The sequence below is a fragment of the Zoogloea ramigera genome, assembly GCF_006539865.1.
Lineage (GTDB): Bacteria > Pseudomonadota > Gammaproteobacteria > Burkholderiales > Rhodocyclaceae > Zoogloea > Zoogloea ramigera.
Map to the genome: position 1 here is coordinate 32,995 of NZ_BJNV01000038.1, position 13,809 is coordinate 46,803.

The 13,809-nt window shown below is 68.3% G+C and carries 16 protein-coding genes; 14 read left to right on the forward strand and 2 right to left on the reverse strand.

What is annotated here, in order from left to right; all coding sequences use genetic code 11:
* Positions 1-80 precede the first annotated feature (80 nt).
* Positions 81-2,927, forward strand: a complete 2,847-nt coding sequence (locus tag ZRA01_RS11620) for a valine--tRNA ligase (RefSeq protein WP_141352345.1) — start codon at positions 81-83, stop codon at positions 2,925-2,927.
* 67 nt (positions 2,928-2,994) lie between these two features.
* Here the strand turns inward: ZRA01_RS11620 and ZRA01_RS11625 are convergent, their stop codons facing one another.
* Positions 2,995-3,225 (reverse strand): sulfurtransferase TusA family protein, encoded by a 231-nt coding sequence (locus ZRA01_RS11625; RefSeq protein WP_141352347.1) that lies wholly within the window; start codon positions 3,223-3,225, stop codon positions 2,995-2,997.
* Positions 3,226-3,486: 261 nt separating this feature from the next.
* On the opposite strand from ZRA01_RS11625, the gene ZRA01_RS11630 reads away from it, so the two are divergent.
* From ZRA01_RS11630 to ZRA01_RS11660, 7 genes are all read left to right on the forward strand, one after another.
* Entirely contained in the window at positions 3,487-3,840 is a 354-nt protein-coding gene (locus ZRA01_RS11630) for a roadblock/LC7 domain-containing protein (protein ID WP_218028706.1), read from the forward strand.
* 23 nt (positions 3,841-3,863) lie between these two features.
* Entirely contained in the window at positions 3,864-4,334 is a 471-nt protein-coding gene (locus ZRA01_RS11635; RefSeq protein ID WP_141352377.1) for a PAS domain-containing protein, read from the forward strand.
* The gene (locus ZRA01_RS11640) at positions 4,331-5,077 is read left to right on the forward strand and encodes a phosphate/phosphite/phosphonate ABC transporter substrate-binding protein (RefSeq protein ID WP_141352351.1); all 747 of its coding nucleotides are present in this window, start codon (positions 4,331-4,333) and stop codon (positions 5,075-5,077) included. Before ZRA01_RS11635 ends, ZRA01_RS11640 begins: the two co-directional genes overlap by 4 nt.
* On the forward strand, positions 5,074-5,550 hold the full coding sequence (locus ZRA01_RS11645) for a hypothetical protein (RefSeq protein ID WP_141352353.1): 477 nt from the start codon (positions 5,074-5,076) through the stop codon (positions 5,548-5,550). The genes ZRA01_RS11640 and ZRA01_RS11645 overlap by 4 nt, the downstream gene beginning before the upstream one ends.
* Positions 5,551-5,643: 93 nt before the next feature.
* A complete protein-coding gene (locus ZRA01_RS11650; protein ID WP_141352355.1) occupies positions 5,644-6,888 on the forward strand; it encodes a hypothetical protein in 1,245 nt (414 codons plus the stop codon).
* Entirely contained in the window at positions 6,878-7,438 is a 561-nt protein-coding gene (locus tag ZRA01_RS11655; protein ID WP_141352356.1) for a GTP-binding protein, read from the forward strand. The genes ZRA01_RS11650 and ZRA01_RS11655 overlap by 11 nt, the downstream gene beginning before the upstream one ends.
* Positions 7,431-8,063, forward strand: a complete 633-nt coding sequence (locus tag ZRA01_RS11660; RefSeq protein ID WP_141352358.1) for a hypothetical protein — start codon at positions 7,431-7,433, stop codon at positions 8,061-8,063. The genes ZRA01_RS11655 and ZRA01_RS11660 overlap by 8 nt, the downstream gene beginning before the upstream one ends.
* Positions 8,064-8,090: 27 nt before the next feature.
* Here the strand turns inward: ZRA01_RS11660 and ZRA01_RS11665 are convergent, their stop codons facing one another.
* The gene (locus tag ZRA01_RS11665) at positions 8,091-9,530 is read right to left on the reverse strand and encodes a beta-barrel assembly-enhancing protease (RefSeq protein WP_141352360.1); all 1,440 of its coding nucleotides are present in this window, start codon (positions 9,528-9,530) and stop codon (positions 8,091-8,093) included.
* 57 nt (positions 9,531-9,587) lie between these two features.
* Here ZRA01_RS11665 and moaC point away from each other — a divergent pair, with 57 nt between their 5' ends.
* The 6 genes from moaC to ZRA01_RS11695 all read left to right on the forward strand — a co-directional run bounded on the left by moaC (position 9,588) and on the right by ZRA01_RS11695 (position 13,571).
* A complete protein-coding gene (gene moaC / locus ZRA01_RS11670; protein WP_141352362.1) occupies positions 9,588-10,067 on the forward strand; it encodes a cyclic pyranopterin monophosphate synthase MoaC in 480 nt (159 codons plus the stop codon).
* 9 nt (positions 10,068-10,076) lie between these two features.
* Positions 10,077-10,544 carry a thiosulfate oxidation carrier protein SoxY gene (gene soxY / locus ZRA01_RS11675; protein WP_141352364.1) on the forward strand — a complete coding sequence of 156 codons (468 nt, stop codon included), beginning with the start codon at positions 10,077-10,079 and terminating at the stop codon, positions 10,542-10,544.
* A gap of 18 nt (positions 10,545-10,562) precedes the next feature.
* The gene (gene soxZ, locus ZRA01_RS11680) at positions 10,563-10,880 is read left to right on the forward strand and encodes a thiosulfate oxidation carrier complex protein SoxZ (RefSeq protein ID WP_141352367.1); all 318 of its coding nucleotides are present in this window, start codon (positions 10,563-10,565) and stop codon (positions 10,878-10,880) included.
* 119 nt (positions 10,881-10,999) lie between these two features.
* Positions 11,000-12,505 carry a CYTH and CHAD domain-containing protein gene (locus tag ZRA01_RS11685; RefSeq protein ID WP_141352369.1) on the forward strand — a complete coding sequence of 502 codons (1,506 nt, stop codon included), beginning with the start codon at positions 11,000-11,002 and terminating at the stop codon, positions 12,503-12,505.
* A 65-nt stretch (positions 12,506-12,570) separates the two neighbouring features.
* Complete coding sequence (gene sixA, locus ZRA01_RS11690; protein WP_141352371.1) at positions 12,571-13,023, forward strand: phosphohistidine phosphatase SixA; 453 nt, start codon at positions 12,571-12,573, stop codon at positions 13,021-13,023.
* A complete protein-coding gene (locus ZRA01_RS11695) occupies positions 13,020-13,571 on the forward strand; it encodes a GNAT family N-acetyltransferase (protein ID WP_141352373.1) in 552 nt (183 codons plus the stop codon). Before sixA ends, ZRA01_RS11695 begins: the two co-directional genes overlap by 4 nt.
* Positions 13,572-13,809 lie beyond the last annotated feature (238 nt).

Genomic DNA, 13,809 nt, shown 5'->3' on the forward strand with positions numbered 1-13,809 from the left:
CACACGTTGCCGGGCCCTGCCCCACGGGCAGGCCCGGCGCATCCGCTATAATCCGCGTTTTGCCAACAAAGACAGACCCCATGGAACTGGCCAAGAGTTTCGAGCCGGCGGAGATCGAACGCCGCTGGTATGAGCACTGGGAGTCGAGCGGCTACTTCGCCGCCGGCCTCGACCGCAGCAAGCCCGCTGATCAATCCTTCTGCATCCTGCTGCCGCCGCCCAACGTCACCGGCACCCTGCACATGGGGCACGGCTTCAACCAGACGATCATGGACGCGCTCACGCGCTATCACCGCATGCGCGGCTGGAACACCCTGTGGCAGCCCGGCACCGACCACGCCGGCATCGCCACCCAGATCGTCGTCGAACGCCAGCTCGACGCCCAGGGCGTCTCCCGCCACGACCTCGGCCGCGAGAAGTTCCTCGAGAAAGTGTGGGAGTGGAAGGAATACTCCGGCGGCACCATCACCCGCCAGATGCGCCGCATGGGCACCAGCCCCGACTGGAGCCGCGAGCGCTTCACGATGGACGCCGGGCTCAACAAGGTGGTCACCGAAACCTTCGTGCGCCTCTACAACGAAGGCCTGATCTACCGCGGCAAGCGCCTCGTCAACTGGGACCCGAAGCTCCACACCGCCGTCTCCGACCTCGAAGTCGTCCAGGAAGAAGAAGACGGCTTCATGTGGCACATCCTCTACCCCTTCAGCGAAGGCCCGATCGGTGACCTGCAGGGCCTCACCGTCGCCACCACCCGCCCCGAGACGATGCTCGGCGACGTGGCCGTGATGGTGCACCCCGAGGACGAGCGCTACGCCCACCTCAGCGACAAGACGGTGCGCCTGCCCCTGTGCGAGCGCGACATCCCGATCATCGTCGACGACTACGTCGACCGCGAGTTCGGCACCGGCGTCGTCAAGGTCACCCCGGCCCACGACTTCAACGACTACGCCGTCGGCCAGCGCCACGGCCTCGCGCAGATCAGCATCCTCACGCTGGATGCGAAGATCAACGAACACGCCCCTGCCAAATACCAGGGCCTCGACCGCTTCGACGCCCGCAAGGCCATCGTGGCCGACCTCGAAGCCGCCGGCGTGCTGGTCGACACCAAGCCCCACAAGCTGCAGGTGCCCCGCGGCGACCGCACCGGCGTGGTCATCGAGCCGATGCTCACCGACCAATGGTTCGTCGCCATGTCCAAGCCGGGCGAAGACGGCAAGTCCATCACCCAGAAGGCGCTCGATGTCGTCAGCTCCGGCGAGATCCAGTTCGTCCCCGGCAACTGGGTGAACACCTATAACCAGTGGCTCAACAACATCCAGGACTGGTGCATCTCGCGCCAGCTGTGGTGGGGCCACCAGATCCCGGCCTGGTATGGCATCGACGGCGAGTGCTTCGTCGCCCATTCCGAGGAAGAAGCCCGTGCGCTGGCCGACAAGGCCGGCTACCCCGGCCCCCTCACCCGCGACCCGGACGTCCTCGACACCTGGTATTCGTCCGCCCTGTGGCCGTTCTCGACCCTCGACTGGACACCCGAGTACCCGGCCCAGTCCAATGACGCGCTGGATCTTTACCTGCCGTCCACGGTGCTCGTCACCGGCTTCGACATCATCTTCTTCTGGGTGGCGCGCATGGTCATGATGACCAAGCACATCACCGGCAAGATCCCCTTCAAGCACGTTTATGTGCACGGCCTCATCCGCGACGCCGAAGGCGCCAAGATGTCCAAGTCGAAGGGCAACGTGCTCGACCCCATCGACCTCATCGACGGCATCGGCGTCGACGCCCTGGTGGCCAAGCGCACCACCGGCCTGATGAACCCCAAGCAGGCCGCCAGCATCGAGAAGAAGACCCGCAAGGAGTTCCCGGACGGCATCCCCGCCTTCGGCACCGACGCCCTGCGCTTCACCTTCGCCAGCCTCGCCAGCCCGGGCCGCGACATCAAGTTCGACATGAGCCGCTGCGAGGGCTATCGCAACTTCTGCAACAAGCTGTGGAACGCCACCCGCTTCGTGCTGATGAACGTCCAGGGCCACGACCTGGGCCTCGAGCACCAGCAAGGCGGCCCGGCCTGCGGCGGCAGCGGCCCGCTGGAGTTCTCCTTCGCCGACCGCTGGATCGTCAGCCGCCTGCAGCGCGTCGAAAAGGAAGTCGAGCAGCACTTTGCCGAGTACCGCTTCGACCTCGTCTCCAAAACCATCTACGAGTTCATCTGGGACGAGTACTGCGACTGGTACCTCGAGCTCGCCAAGGTCCAGATCAACACCGGCAACGAAGCCCAGCAGAAGGGCACCCGCCGCACGCTGATCCGTGTCCTCGAGACCATCCTGCGCCTCGCCCACCCGCTGATCCCCTTCGTCACCGAAGAGCTGTGGCAGACGGTGGCCCCGCTCGCCGGCCGCAAGGACGTCGACAGCCTGTGCCTGGCCCGCTACCCCCAGGCCGACATGGCGCGCATCGACGAGAAGAGCGAAGCCGCGGTGGCCGAGCTCAAGGGCCTCATCTACGCCTGCCGCAACCTGCGGGGCGAGATGGGCATCTCGCCGGCCCAGCGCATGCCCCTCGTCGCCAGCGGCAACGCGGAGCAGCTGCGCAAGTTCGCGCCCTACATCGCCGGCCTGGCCAAGCTCTCCGAGGTGCAGGTGGTCGACGAAATCGGCAGCGAAGAGCTCGCCCCGATCGCCATCGTCGGCGAACAGCGCCTGATGCTGAAGGTCGAGATCGACATCGCCGCCGAGCGCGAGCGCCTCACCAAGGAGATCGCCCGCATCGAGGGCGAGATCGTCAAGGCCAACGCCAAGCTGGCCAACGAGAGCTTCGTGGCCCGCGCCCCGGCCGCCGTCGTCGCCCAGGAGAAAGACCGCCTGGCCGGCTTCAGCGCCACCCTGGACAAGCTCAAGCCCCAGCTGGCTCGCCTGCCCGCCGCCTGATCACGGCGACGCTCCAAGAGCAAGGAGGCCACGCATCTGCGTGGCCTCTTTTTTTGCCGGGCGCCGCTTATTTGCGGCGCAGGAAGAACTCGTGGGACTCGTCGGGCAGCGCGTTCTGGGCTGCCAGCTCGTTGCCGGTCTGCCGGGCAAAGGCGGCGAAATCCTTCACCGAGCCCGGGTCGGTCGCGACCACCCGCAGGACCTGGCCCGCCTGCATTTCGGCGAGCGCTTTCTTGGCACGTAAAATGGGCAGCGGACAGTTGAGTCCGCGGGCATCCACTTCCTTGTCGAATTCCATTGCTTTGCTCCAGTTCGGGATGAGGGCCGTCGAGGCGCAATTTTACTCCGTCAAGCCCCAAAACCCGACATAGATCACGGCCGGGACACACTCCAAGAAAAAATGCTCAGGGCTTTGTGAAATAATGACAACTCGAAAATCATGTTATAAACGGTTCGACACCCTTTGCTGCGGGGGCCATTTTGCCCCAAGGTAGAGGTCAAAAACGGCCTTCAAACAACCCTGACCCACATTTCGAGGTACTGCACGATGCGCTCAAACATGCTCCAAACGGTTCTCAACGACTTGAACGGAACCTCCGCAGACATCGAGGCTTCGGCCATCATTTCGTCCGACGGCCTGATGATGGCCGCCCTGCTGCCCAACACCGTCGACGAAGACCGCGTCGGCGCCATGAGTGCCGCCATGCTGTCCCTGGGCGACCGCACCGCCCGCGAACTCGCCCGCGGCAGTCTCGACCAGGTCCTGATCAAGGGCGAGAAGGGTTACGTCCTGATGGTCCAGGCCGGCGCCGACGCCGTGCTCACCGTGATGGCCAAGCCTAACGCCAAGCTCGGCCTCGTGTTCCTCGACGTCCGTCGCGCCGCCGACGCCATCGGCAGGATCCTCGGCTGAAAGGAGCCATCATCTTGAAGGACATGGATCCCGCCGACATCGTCGGCGAAGCAGTCGAACATGTGCTCACCTACACCGGCGGAAACACCCGCCGGGTGTATGTCACACCCATCGAAACCCCTTACCCCCACGGGAAGCTGATCGTCTCGCGCACCGACACCCGGGGCATCATGACCCAGTGCAACCCGTCTTTTGTAGACATGTCCGGCTACGGCGAGGCAGAACTCATCGGCCAGCCCCACTGCCTCCTGCGTCACCCCGACATGCCCGCCGCCGCCTTCCGCGACCTCTGGGAGACCGTCCAGGCCGGCCGCCAATGGCACGGCTACGTCAAGAACCTGCGCAAGGACGGCGGCCACTACTGGGTGTACGCCACGGTCGTCCCCAACGTCCGTGACGGCAAGATCGTCGGTTTCACCTCCGTCCGGCGCGAACCCTCCCGCGAGAAGGTCGCCGCCGCCGAGGCGCAGTACCAGGAGATGCGCGGATCATGACCATCAACTTCACGGTAAGCCCGAGCTTTCCCAACGAGCGCATTTCCGACTGGTACATCTTCAACACCTGGCTGCAGCGCGCCCTGTCCGTGCCGATCCACCTCGAGCTCTACAACAGCTTCGGTGCCCAGCGGGCCGCCATCGCCGAGGGCAAGGTCGACCTCATCTACGCCAACCCCTTCGACGCCTCGCTGCTGGTGCGTGAAAAAGGCTTCCGCGCCATCGCCCGCCCCGAGGGCCCGCCCGACGAGATGGTCGTCATCACCGGCACCGACAGCCCGGCCCGGGAGATCCGCGACCTGCAGCCCGGCACGCGGCTGGCCTGCAGCGACGACCCCTGCGTGAACACCGTCGGTCGCATCCTCCTCGAGCCCGCCAACCTCGACGACAGCAACACCGTCGAGCACCGGCGCGAAACCTACATCCAGGTCGCGCGGGAGCTGCTGCGCGGCGAGGCCGACATCGGCTTCCTGCCGGTGGAAGCCTTCGAGGGCTTCTCCCCGCTGGTCCGGCGTGACCTGCGGGCCCTCGTCACCAGTGAGCTCCATGTGATCCGCCATGTCTTCCTGGTGGGGCCGGCCCTGGCCGAGCGCACCGACGAGCTCACGGCGCTGCTGCTGTCGATGCACGAAAGCGACAAGGGGCGCGGCATCCTCGAAGCCCTGGGGGCCCGGCGCTTGCTGCCGGTCCAGCACGAAGACGTCGAATTCATGATCGACATCATCTCGACCCTTGACCAGTGAAGCCCTTCCTCACCGACAAGACCTGCCCGGAACGCATCCGGACACCTGCACCACCGGCGGTCTTCGGGCTGCCGGTGCGCACGCTCAGCATCGCCTCCCGCTGGTGTTCGCCCGCGACCGGCGCCTTGCTTGCCGGCGAGATCGGCCGCAAGCCTGCCAATCTGCACCTGCACATCCAGCGCATCTCCCTCTGGCACGGGCTGGGCGACGACGACGCCACCGCTGCGGCGGTGATCGACCTGTGGATCATCCTCGGCGCCCTGGGGCAAGAACTCCGCACGCGCATGCTCCGCCAGCATTACGCGGCCCTCGACAAGCTCGATCTCGGCCTCTACCTGAGCGAGCGCCTGGAGCCGGGCCTCGATCGCCACGACCCGCTCATCGCCCTGCCCGGCTCCGTCCTCAGCCGGCCGGTTGCCGGCGCCCGGGCCTTCCTGCGTACCGTCCCCCTGCCGTCGGCGACGGCGCCCTGACCCGTCGCCGCCCAGCGCCCCATGCCTTCACCTCGCCCGCCCCCCCCCCGAGTCGGTACTTTCCTGCGCAGACCTTCGCCCACTCATTTTTTCATGATCCGCCACTCCAATCCTCCGGGCCAGCCCCTCACGGCCCTCTACCTGCTCCATGTGGGCAGCATGGACGCGCGCCTGATCGGGCTCTCCACCGAGCGCCACTGGAAGCATCAGGTGAAGCTGGCGAGCGCACTGAACGAGGCAGAGGTGGTCCTCGTCGACTGTGACCGGCCCGGCATCGAGGCCGCTGTCGAACAGCTCGCATCGCGGCCCCGCACCGGTGTCGTGTACTACGCCTTTCACCCCAAGGATCACGCTCAGCGCTTCCCCAACCGTCTGATCCTCGGCAAGCCACTCAACCTCGAGGCCCTGCCGGCCATTCTCGCCAAGGCCGCCGCCGACGCGGCCCGCATGATCGCCACCCCGCCGCCCCGCTTCGTTGCCCCGCCCCCGCCGCCGCCCGCCGCCCCGGAAGAAAAAACCCCGGCCTCCCTCGGGCATGGCCTGCAGACCGAGGACGAGCGCGACCTCTGCGGCGCCATGGACGACATCCCCGCCACGCCCGGCCAGCCGCTCCCCGACAGGCTCTTCTTCAACCCTGACGAATACATCATCGGCCACATCCACCGGGCCGTGGAGCAGGCGGCCAACACCGGGCGCCCCCACCTGGTGGCCGGCCTGCCGCGCCTGATCGGCGTGCGTGCGACTCCGGTGCCGGCCTGCATCACCGATTTCCGCGACAACCAGCTGCGCCCGCTGTCGATGACGCAGCTCCCGCTCACCACCGCCCGCATCGTCAGCGCCTCCACGCTGCCGCAGACATCCGGCAACGAGATCGTGCACAGCTCCGAAGACCTGCTCTGGAACGTCGCCGCCTGGGCGGCCCGCGGGCGCCTGCCGGCCGGCGCCGACCCCTACCGCCCGGTGCGCCTGCGCGCCTGGCCCAACTGCACCAAGGTCTTCATGTCGCCCCACGCCATGCGCATCGCGGCGCTATGGACGCGCACCTGGGCCAGCCCCGTCGACATCGCCGCCCGCCTGGGCATCGCCCAGCGCTACGTGTTCTCGGTGTATTCCTCGGCACGCTTCGCCGGCCTGATCGACTTCGCCGCTCCTCCCAAGCCGATCGTGCCTGCCGCCCCGGCCAGGCAGTTCAGCGCCCCCGAAGACCCCACCCTTCAGATAGTCACCACCGCCCCAGCTACCGACAAGGCACCTCCCCCCGCCCCGGAAGCCAAGCAAACACAACAACGTCCGTCGATTTTGTCCAGAATTCTCAGGAAGCTCCTCAATGCGGTCTGAACGCGCCCGACATAACAAGATCATCTTCTCCGGGACGGTCGGTGCCGGTAAAAGCACCGCCATCGCCGCCCTCAGCGACATTCCCCCGGTGGCCACCGAAGCCGTCGCCAGCGACGAGACCGGCCTGATCAAGAAGACCACCACCGTGGCCATGGACTACGGCGTCCTCAACCTCCCCGGTGGCGAGAAGGTCATGCTCTACGGCACGCCCGGGCAGGAGCGCTTCAACTTCATGTGGGAGATCCTCTCCGAGGGCGGCATCGGCCTCGTGCTGCTGATCAACAACGCCAACCCCGACCCGCTGGCTGACCTGCAAGGCTATCTGCACGCCTTCAAGGACTTCATCTCCAAAACAGCCGTCACGATCGGCGTGACGCACATGGACCGGGCCGAAGCCCCCGACCTCGACGCCTACCGCACCCGCCTCGCCAGCCTCGGCCATCAACCGCCGCCGGCCGTCTTCCGGGTCGACGCCCGCAGCCGTGACGACGTGGCGATGCTGGTAAAGGCACTCCTCTACACCCTCAATCCCGGACTGATCGATGCTTGAGATTATTCCCGGCAACTACCTTACGGTCACACCCTACGGGGCCTGGCGCGCCGTGGCCCGCGCCGACGACAGCCCCGAACGGCGCATCCTGATGGCCATCCTGCGGGAAGCCACCAGCCCCGAACTCACCCTCGCCGCCGCCAGCTTCTGGACCGGCGAGAGCGACGCCGAGGCCGCCCTCACGCCCCTCCTCCGGCTGCAGGAGGACGCCAGCCTGCAGGCCTGGCCCAGCGCCCGGGCTGCCCCGCTGGGCACCCTCGAGGCCACGCTGCCGCAGTTCCTGGCCCAGCTCAGCGACGCCGGGCAGGCGGTGCTGGCCGACAGCATGGGCTTCTGCCTGGCGATGACCGGCTACGACCACGAGACCGGCGAAGCCCTGGCCGCCCTCGGCGCCGACATGCTGTCGGTGGCCGAGCGCCAGTCGGCTGCCCTGGCCAAGCTGGGCGACCACCTTCTCGATGGCTGGGGCAACGTCGACGCCGCCGGCATCAGCGGCCTCAGCTTCTGGCCCATGCACGTCGGCCGCACCCGGCTGGCCCTCACCGTGAGCGGCCGCCCGCGCTTCAACCAGCAAGCCTTCGCCGATCTGGTGTGGGCGCTCTGCGTGCGCTACGGGCGTCTCTAGATAAACCCCGGTGGCCGCGCCACAGGCTCAGCGCTGCTGACGCGTCTCGCGCAGCTGCTCCTCCAGCAGCACGCGCACCTCCCGCAGCCGCGAGTCCACCGCCGACTGCTCGAAGAAATCCCCATCACCCGCGGCCCGGGCCAGCGCCAGCTGGTTGGCCGACTCCGCGTAATTGCCCTGGATCGCATACACCTCGGCCAGTGATCGGTGCTGGGCCAGGCGCTTGCCGAGGGCCGACTCGGCCCGCGCGCGGAGCTCCCACAGCCCCGCGCTGGCCGGGCGGGTGAGCGTCTCGGCCTTGGCCAGCTCGAAGGCCTCGGCCGGCCGGCCCGCCTCCAGCAGCGCCTCCAGTTCGCCGTGCAGCAGCCGGCGGGCCTGGGGGAAACGCGCCCGCGCCTCGCGGAAGACCTTCGCCGCCCCCAGCGGATCGCGGTGGGCCAGCCGCAGCTCGGCCGCCAGGCCGTCGATCATCGGCGAGACGGCCTGCCCCTTGCGCAACTGCGCCATCGCCCGATCCGCATCGCCCAGGCGCTGGGTGCTCAGATAGGCCCTCACGAGGCCGTACTGCGCCGCGGTGCTCGCCCCTTCAGCCGCGGCAGCCCGCTCGAAGGCCTCGAGCACCTCCCGCGAGGCCACCGTGCCCACCTTCAGCTTCGCCCGCACCAGCTGGAAGTCGAGGGAATCCGGCACCTGCCGGTAAGGCAGCTGCATCACCCGGCCCTCCATCTCGGAGATACGCTCGCCGGTGAGGGGGTGGGTGCGCAGGTAGGCGGGCGCGTTGTTCTCGTAGAGCCGGCTGTTCTTCTGCAGCCGCTCGAAGAAGGCCGACATGCCTCGCACATCGAAGCCGGCGGCGGTGAGGTTCTGCAGGCCGATGCGGTCGGCCTCGTGCTCGAAGCTCCGCGAGTAGGCCAGCTGCGAACTCATGCTCGCCGCCTGCCCGCCCATGATCGCCGCCTGGCTCATCTGCGGGCTCGACTTGGCGGCCAGCACCGCCACCAGCAGCGAGGCCAGCATCAGCAGCCCGGTCTCGCTCTGCCGCCCCACCATGCGCGCGATGTGGCGCTGCGTGACGTGGGCCACCTCGTGGGCCATCACCCCGGCCAGCTCGGATTCGCTCTGGGCCGCCAGGATCAGGCCCGTATGCACCCCGATATTGCCCCCCGGCATCGCAAAGGCGTTGAGACTGCTGTCGTCGACCCCGAAGAACTGGAAGGGCAGCCCGGCCCCGTCGCTCACCGCCACCAGGCGGCCCCCCAGATGGTTGAGATAATCCTCCACCTCCAGGTCGCGCAGGTAGGCCGGGTCGCGCCAGCGGATCTCGCGCATGATCTGCGCCCCGAGGCGCTGCTCGGCGAGCGGTGACAGGTCGGCGGAGGCACTATCGCCCAGCTCCGGCAGGGTCTGAGCGAAGCCTTGCGGCAAAAGGGCCACGCACAACAGCGCGGCGATCAGGCGATTTTTCACGATGCTATGATACGCGACCCCGCCAAGACGTTCCCCGACCCCACCCAGCGAGGCTCCATGACCGACACCCTCACCCACTTCGACGCCCAGGGCCAGGCCCACATGGTGGACGTCTCCGCCAAATCGGAAACCCGGCGCGTCGCCCGCGCCGAAGGCTGCATCGTGATGCAGCCAGCCACCCTGGCGCGCATTCTGGCCGGCGACAACAAAAAGGGCGACGTGATCGGCATCGCCCGCATCGCCGCCATCCAGGGCGCCAAGCGTACCGCCGACCTGATCCCCCTGTGCCACCCGATCTTCCTCACCCGCGTGGCGGCCGACTTCAGCGTCGAGGGCGACACCACCATCCGCTGCACCGTCACCGCCGAAACCGTCGGCCGCACCGGCGTCGAGATGGAAGCCCTCACCGCGGTGCAGGTCGGCCTGCTCACCATCTACGACATGTGCAAGGCCGTGGACAAGGGCATGACGATGGACGGCATCCGCCTGCTCGAAAAAGAGGGCGGCAAGTCGGGGTACTGGAAGGCGGAGGCCTGAGCGATGGAGATGGCTCCCCACCGCCGCAGCTTTCTGCAGGCCTTCGGTAGCGCCGGCATTCTCGCCGGTCTGGTCGGAGGCGGCCTGCTCCGCCCGGGCCAGGCGCTGGCCGTGGACTTCAACCGCGCCGCCTTCGACGCCCGCTCCGCCGCCGACGCCCTGCGCCTCATCGGCGCCACCGCTGCCGAGACCAGCGCCGACATCGTCCTCAAAACCCCCGAGATCGCCGAGAACGGCGCCGCCGTGCCGATCGAGGTGATCAGCAACATCCCCGGCACCACGCGCCTGTCGGTGCTGGTCGACAAGAACCCCTTCCCCCTCGCCCTGCAGTTCAACTTTGCCCCCCCGGCCGTGGCACGCTTCCAGGCCAGGCTCAAGATGGGCGAAAGCTCCCGCCTGCGCATCGTCGCCAGCGCCGGTGGCAAGCACTACACGGTGTTCCGCGAGGTCAAGGTTACCGCCGGCGGCTGCGGCTGAGCACCCCAGGAGAGACCCATGTCCGACCCCATCAAGATCCGCGCCACCGTCAAGGGCAGCGACGGCGAAGTGCGCGTGCTGCTGCCCCACCCCATGGAATCCGGCCAGCGTCGCGACGCCGGCGGGCAAGCCGTACCGGCCCACTTCATCACCTCCGTCACCCTCAGCATCAACGGCCGGCCGGTGATCGAAGGCGGCCTCGGCACCGCCGTGTCGGCCAATCCCCTGTTCGGCTTCCAGTTTGCCGGCGTCAAGGCCGGCGACAAGGTGGCCATCGCGTGGCTCGACAACAAGGGCCAGCGGGGCAACGCCGAGACGGTTTTCGCCGCCGGCTGAGGGGCCTGCCAAGCAGCCGCACTGTCACATGGGCGCGCAAGACAGCGCGCCGCCATCGGGTCTAGAATTGCGCGCGCGCCCTCATCCCGGGGGCGCCCCGTACCCGCGATGGCACCCCCATGAGCCACGAGATCGAACTCAAGCTGACCCTGCCCCAGAAGTCCCTGCCCGCCCTGCGCCGCCACCCGCTGATCGCCGAAGCCCCCCGCGACGGCCGCGCGTGCACCCTCGAGAACACCTACTTCGACACCATTGATCTCGAGCTGCGCGAACGCCGCATGGCGGTGCGCACCCGCAAGGCCGGCAGCCGCTGGCTGCAGACCGTCAAGTGCGCCGCCGAATCGGTGGCCGGCCTGTCGGCCCGCCCCGAGTGGGAGCAGCCCTACGCCAACGCCTGCTTCGACTTCTCGGCCATCGACCGCGACGACGTGAGAAAGCGCCTCGAAGAGCTCCAGCCGCGCCTGGTGCCGGTGTTCACCACCCACTTCCGCCGCGAGACCGTCATCCTCACCCCCCGCGAGGGCGTCAAGGTGCTGGCCATGATCGACAACGGCCACATCGAGGCCGCCGAACGCAGCCAGCCCCTCTGCGAACTCGAGCTCGAGCTCGTCGAAGGTGACCCGGCCGAGCTCTACGCCCTCGCCCAGCAGCTCGCCGAGACCCTGCCCCTCACCCCCGAGAACGTCAGCAAGGCCGAGCGCGGCTACCGCCTGTTCTCCAACCACGCCCTGCGCCCGGCCAAGGCCCGGCCGTCGCGGCTGGCCGCCGAGCAGTCGCCGGTCGACGCCTTCCGCATCATCGGCTTCGACTGCCTGGCCCTGTGGCAGGCCAACGAGTCCGGCGCCCGCGAGAGCGACGACCCCGAGTTCATCCACCAGCTCCGCGTCGCGCTGCGCCGCCTGCGCTCGGCGCTGCGCCTGTTCAGCCCGGCCCTGCCGGCCGACTTCGTGAGCCGCTGGTCCGACGGCCTCAAGGAGGCCGCCGACGGCCTCGGCGCCGCCCGCGACCTCGACGTGATGCTCGCCGAAGTGCTCAGCCCGGTGGCCGAATCCGGCCTCGCCGACGAAGCCACCCAGCGCCTCATCGCAATGGCCGTCGACCGCCGCGACCGCGAGAAGACCGCCGCCCGCGAGCAGCTCCTGGCCGCCAGCCACGGCCGCCAGATGCTGGCCCTCGCCGCCGATCTTTATGGCCTCGAGAGCGACGCGCTGGTCAAGTCGGCCAACCTCACCACCTTCGCCCGCCTGCAGCTCACCCAGCTGCGCAAGCGTGCCCGCAAGCGCTACGCCGCCGCGGCCGACCTGCACCCCGACAAGCTCCACGAGCTGCGCGTCTCCCTCAAGCGGCTGCGCTACGCCATCGAGTTCCTGCTGCCGCTGCTGCCCGAGAAGGCCACCGTCCGCTACGCCAACGAGCTGGCCGAGATCCAGGACACCCTCGGCTACATCAACGACGAGGCCGTCGCCCGCGGCCGCCTCAAGGCCTGGGCCGGCAAGGACCCCGAGCTGCGCAGCGGCGCCGCCTTCGTGGCCGGCTGGCACGCCCCCCGGATCGCCCGCCTGCGCCGCAACATTCTGCCCACCCTCGAGCCCGTGCTGTGGGGCAAGTCCCCCTGGCGGCGATGAACAAGTCATCACCCCGTAACCTGCCGGCCCCAGACTCCGCGCCTTCAATAAAAAAGGAGGAGACCATGGACCTGCTGCTGTGGCGCCACGCCGAAGCCGTGGACGGACTGCCGGACAGCACCCGCGAACTCACCGAGCGCGGCATCAAGCAAGCCCACAAGGTGGCCGAATGGCTGGAGAAGCGCCGCCCCAAGAAGCTGCGCGTGCTGGTCAGCCCCACCACCCGCACCCGCCAGACGGCGAGCGCCTTCACCCAGAACTTCGAGATCGTCCCGGCCCTCGCCCCGGGCAACGACATCTCCTCCATCCTCGGCGCCTGCGGCTGGCCCGACGCCGGCGGCTCGGTGCTGGTGGTCGGCCACCAGCCCGAGCTCGGCCGCCTCGCCGCGCTGCTGCTGTCCGGCCAGGAGGCCGACTGGACGATCAAGAAGGGCGCCCTGTGGTGGTTCACCAACCGCGTCCGCGACGACGAGACCCAGACGGTGCTGCGGGCGGTGATCCCCGCCGACCTGGCATGAGCGGTCTTGCCCTCCGCTCCGCCACCCTCGCCGACCTCGACGCCATCATCGCGATGGAGTCCACGGGCTTTGCCGCCCATCACCAGGAATCACCAGACGTTTACGCGCGGCGGATCGAGGCCTTTCCCGAAGGCTCGCTGATCGCCGAGCGGGATGCGTGCATCGCCGGCTGCTTCTTCTCCGAAGTCTGGCAGCTGACGGGCAGCGTGCCGGACGAAAGCCACTTCCAGCTGGGGCATGACATCCGGGCGCGCCATCGCCCCCGGCAGGGCCGGACGCTCTACGTGAGCTCCATGACGCTGGCCCCGGCCTTCCGCGGCCGGCAGCTTGGGCAACCCTTCTTCGCGGCCTGCCTGGATCGTGTGACCCGCAGCCTCTGCGGTCTCGAAGAGATCGTGTTGCTGGTCAACGAATCCTGGCGGGGCGCCCGCCAGATCTATGTCGCGACCGGGTTCGAGGAGATCTCGCGGCTGCCCGGCTTCTTCGGCCCCACCGAACCGAATGCCGAGGACGGCATCGTGATGCGCCGCCCAATCTCCCGAAGCTGACTACCATCGGGTCTCCATCGAGGCTCGGATCAGGTCCACGCGGATTTCAGTGGGTAGGTCGGGATAGCGCAGCGTAACCCGACAGCCTGAGATGTGTCCGCGCGTGTCTGCTCGAATGTCTTGCAGTGCGCTGATGGGGTTTCCGTTGATTGGCGGTTCGCTGATGGGGACCAGCGGACAACAAAAGGTTCGAACAGTCTCGCTCGGACCCGCCTCGAGGATGTCGGGTTACGCTGCG

What these genes read in the sequence shown, in the direction of transcription:
- soxY (WP_141352364.1), top strand. Translation starts at nt 10,077, where the DNA reads ATGGCTCCCCACCGCCGCAGCTTTCTGCAGGCCTTCGGTAGCGCCGGC.
- ZRA01_RS11635 (WP_141352377.1), top strand. Translation starts at nt 3,864, where the DNA reads ATGGATCCCGCCGACATCGTCGGCGAAGCAGTCGAACATGTGCTCACC.
- ZRA01_RS11695 (WP_141352373.1), top strand. Translation starts at nt 13,020, where the DNA reads ATGAGCGGTCTTGCCCTCCGCTCCGCCACCCTCGCCGACCTCGACGCC.
- ZRA01_RS11620 (WP_141352345.1), top strand. Translation starts at nt 81, where the DNA reads ATGGAACTGGCCAAGAGTTTCGAGCCGGCGGAGATCGAACGCCGCTGG.
- soxZ (WP_141352367.1), top strand. Translation starts at nt 10,563, where the DNA reads ATGTCCGACCCCATCAAGATCCGCGCCACCGTCAAGGGCAGCGACGGC.
- ZRA01_RS11625 (WP_141352347.1), bottom strand. Translation starts at nt 3,225, where the DNA reads ATGGAATTCGACAAGGAAGTGGATGCCCGCGGACTCAACTGTCCGCTG.
- ZRA01_RS11630 (WP_218028706.1), top strand. Translation starts at nt 3,487, where the DNA reads ATGCTCCAAACGGTTCTCAACGACTTGAACGGAACCTCCGCAGACATC.
- ZRA01_RS11660 (WP_141352358.1), top strand. Translation starts at nt 7,431, where the DNA reads ATGCTTGAGATTATTCCCGGCAACTACCTTACGGTCACACCCTACGGG.
- ZRA01_RS11685 (WP_141352369.1), top strand. Translation starts at nt 11,000, where the DNA reads ATGAGCCACGAGATCGAACTCAAGCTGACCCTGCCCCAGAAGTCCCTG.
- ZRA01_RS11655 (WP_141352356.1), top strand. Translation starts at nt 6,878, where the DNA reads ATGCGGTCTGAACGCGCCCGACATAACAAGATCATCTTCTCCGGGACG.
- sixA (WP_141352371.1), top strand. Translation starts at nt 12,571, where the DNA reads ATGGACCTGCTGCTGTGGCGCCACGCCGAAGCCGTGGACGGACTGCCG.
- ZRA01_RS11650 (WP_141352355.1), top strand. Translation starts at nt 5,644, where the DNA reads ATGATCCGCCACTCCAATCCTCCGGGCCAGCCCCTCACGGCCCTCTAC.
- moaC (WP_141352362.1), top strand. Translation starts at nt 9,588, where the DNA reads ATGACCGACACCCTCACCCACTTCGACGCCCAGGGCCAGGCCCACATG.
- ZRA01_RS11640 (WP_141352351.1), top strand. Translation starts at nt 4,331, where the DNA reads ATGACCATCAACTTCACGGTAAGCCCGAGCTTTCCCAACGAGCGCATT.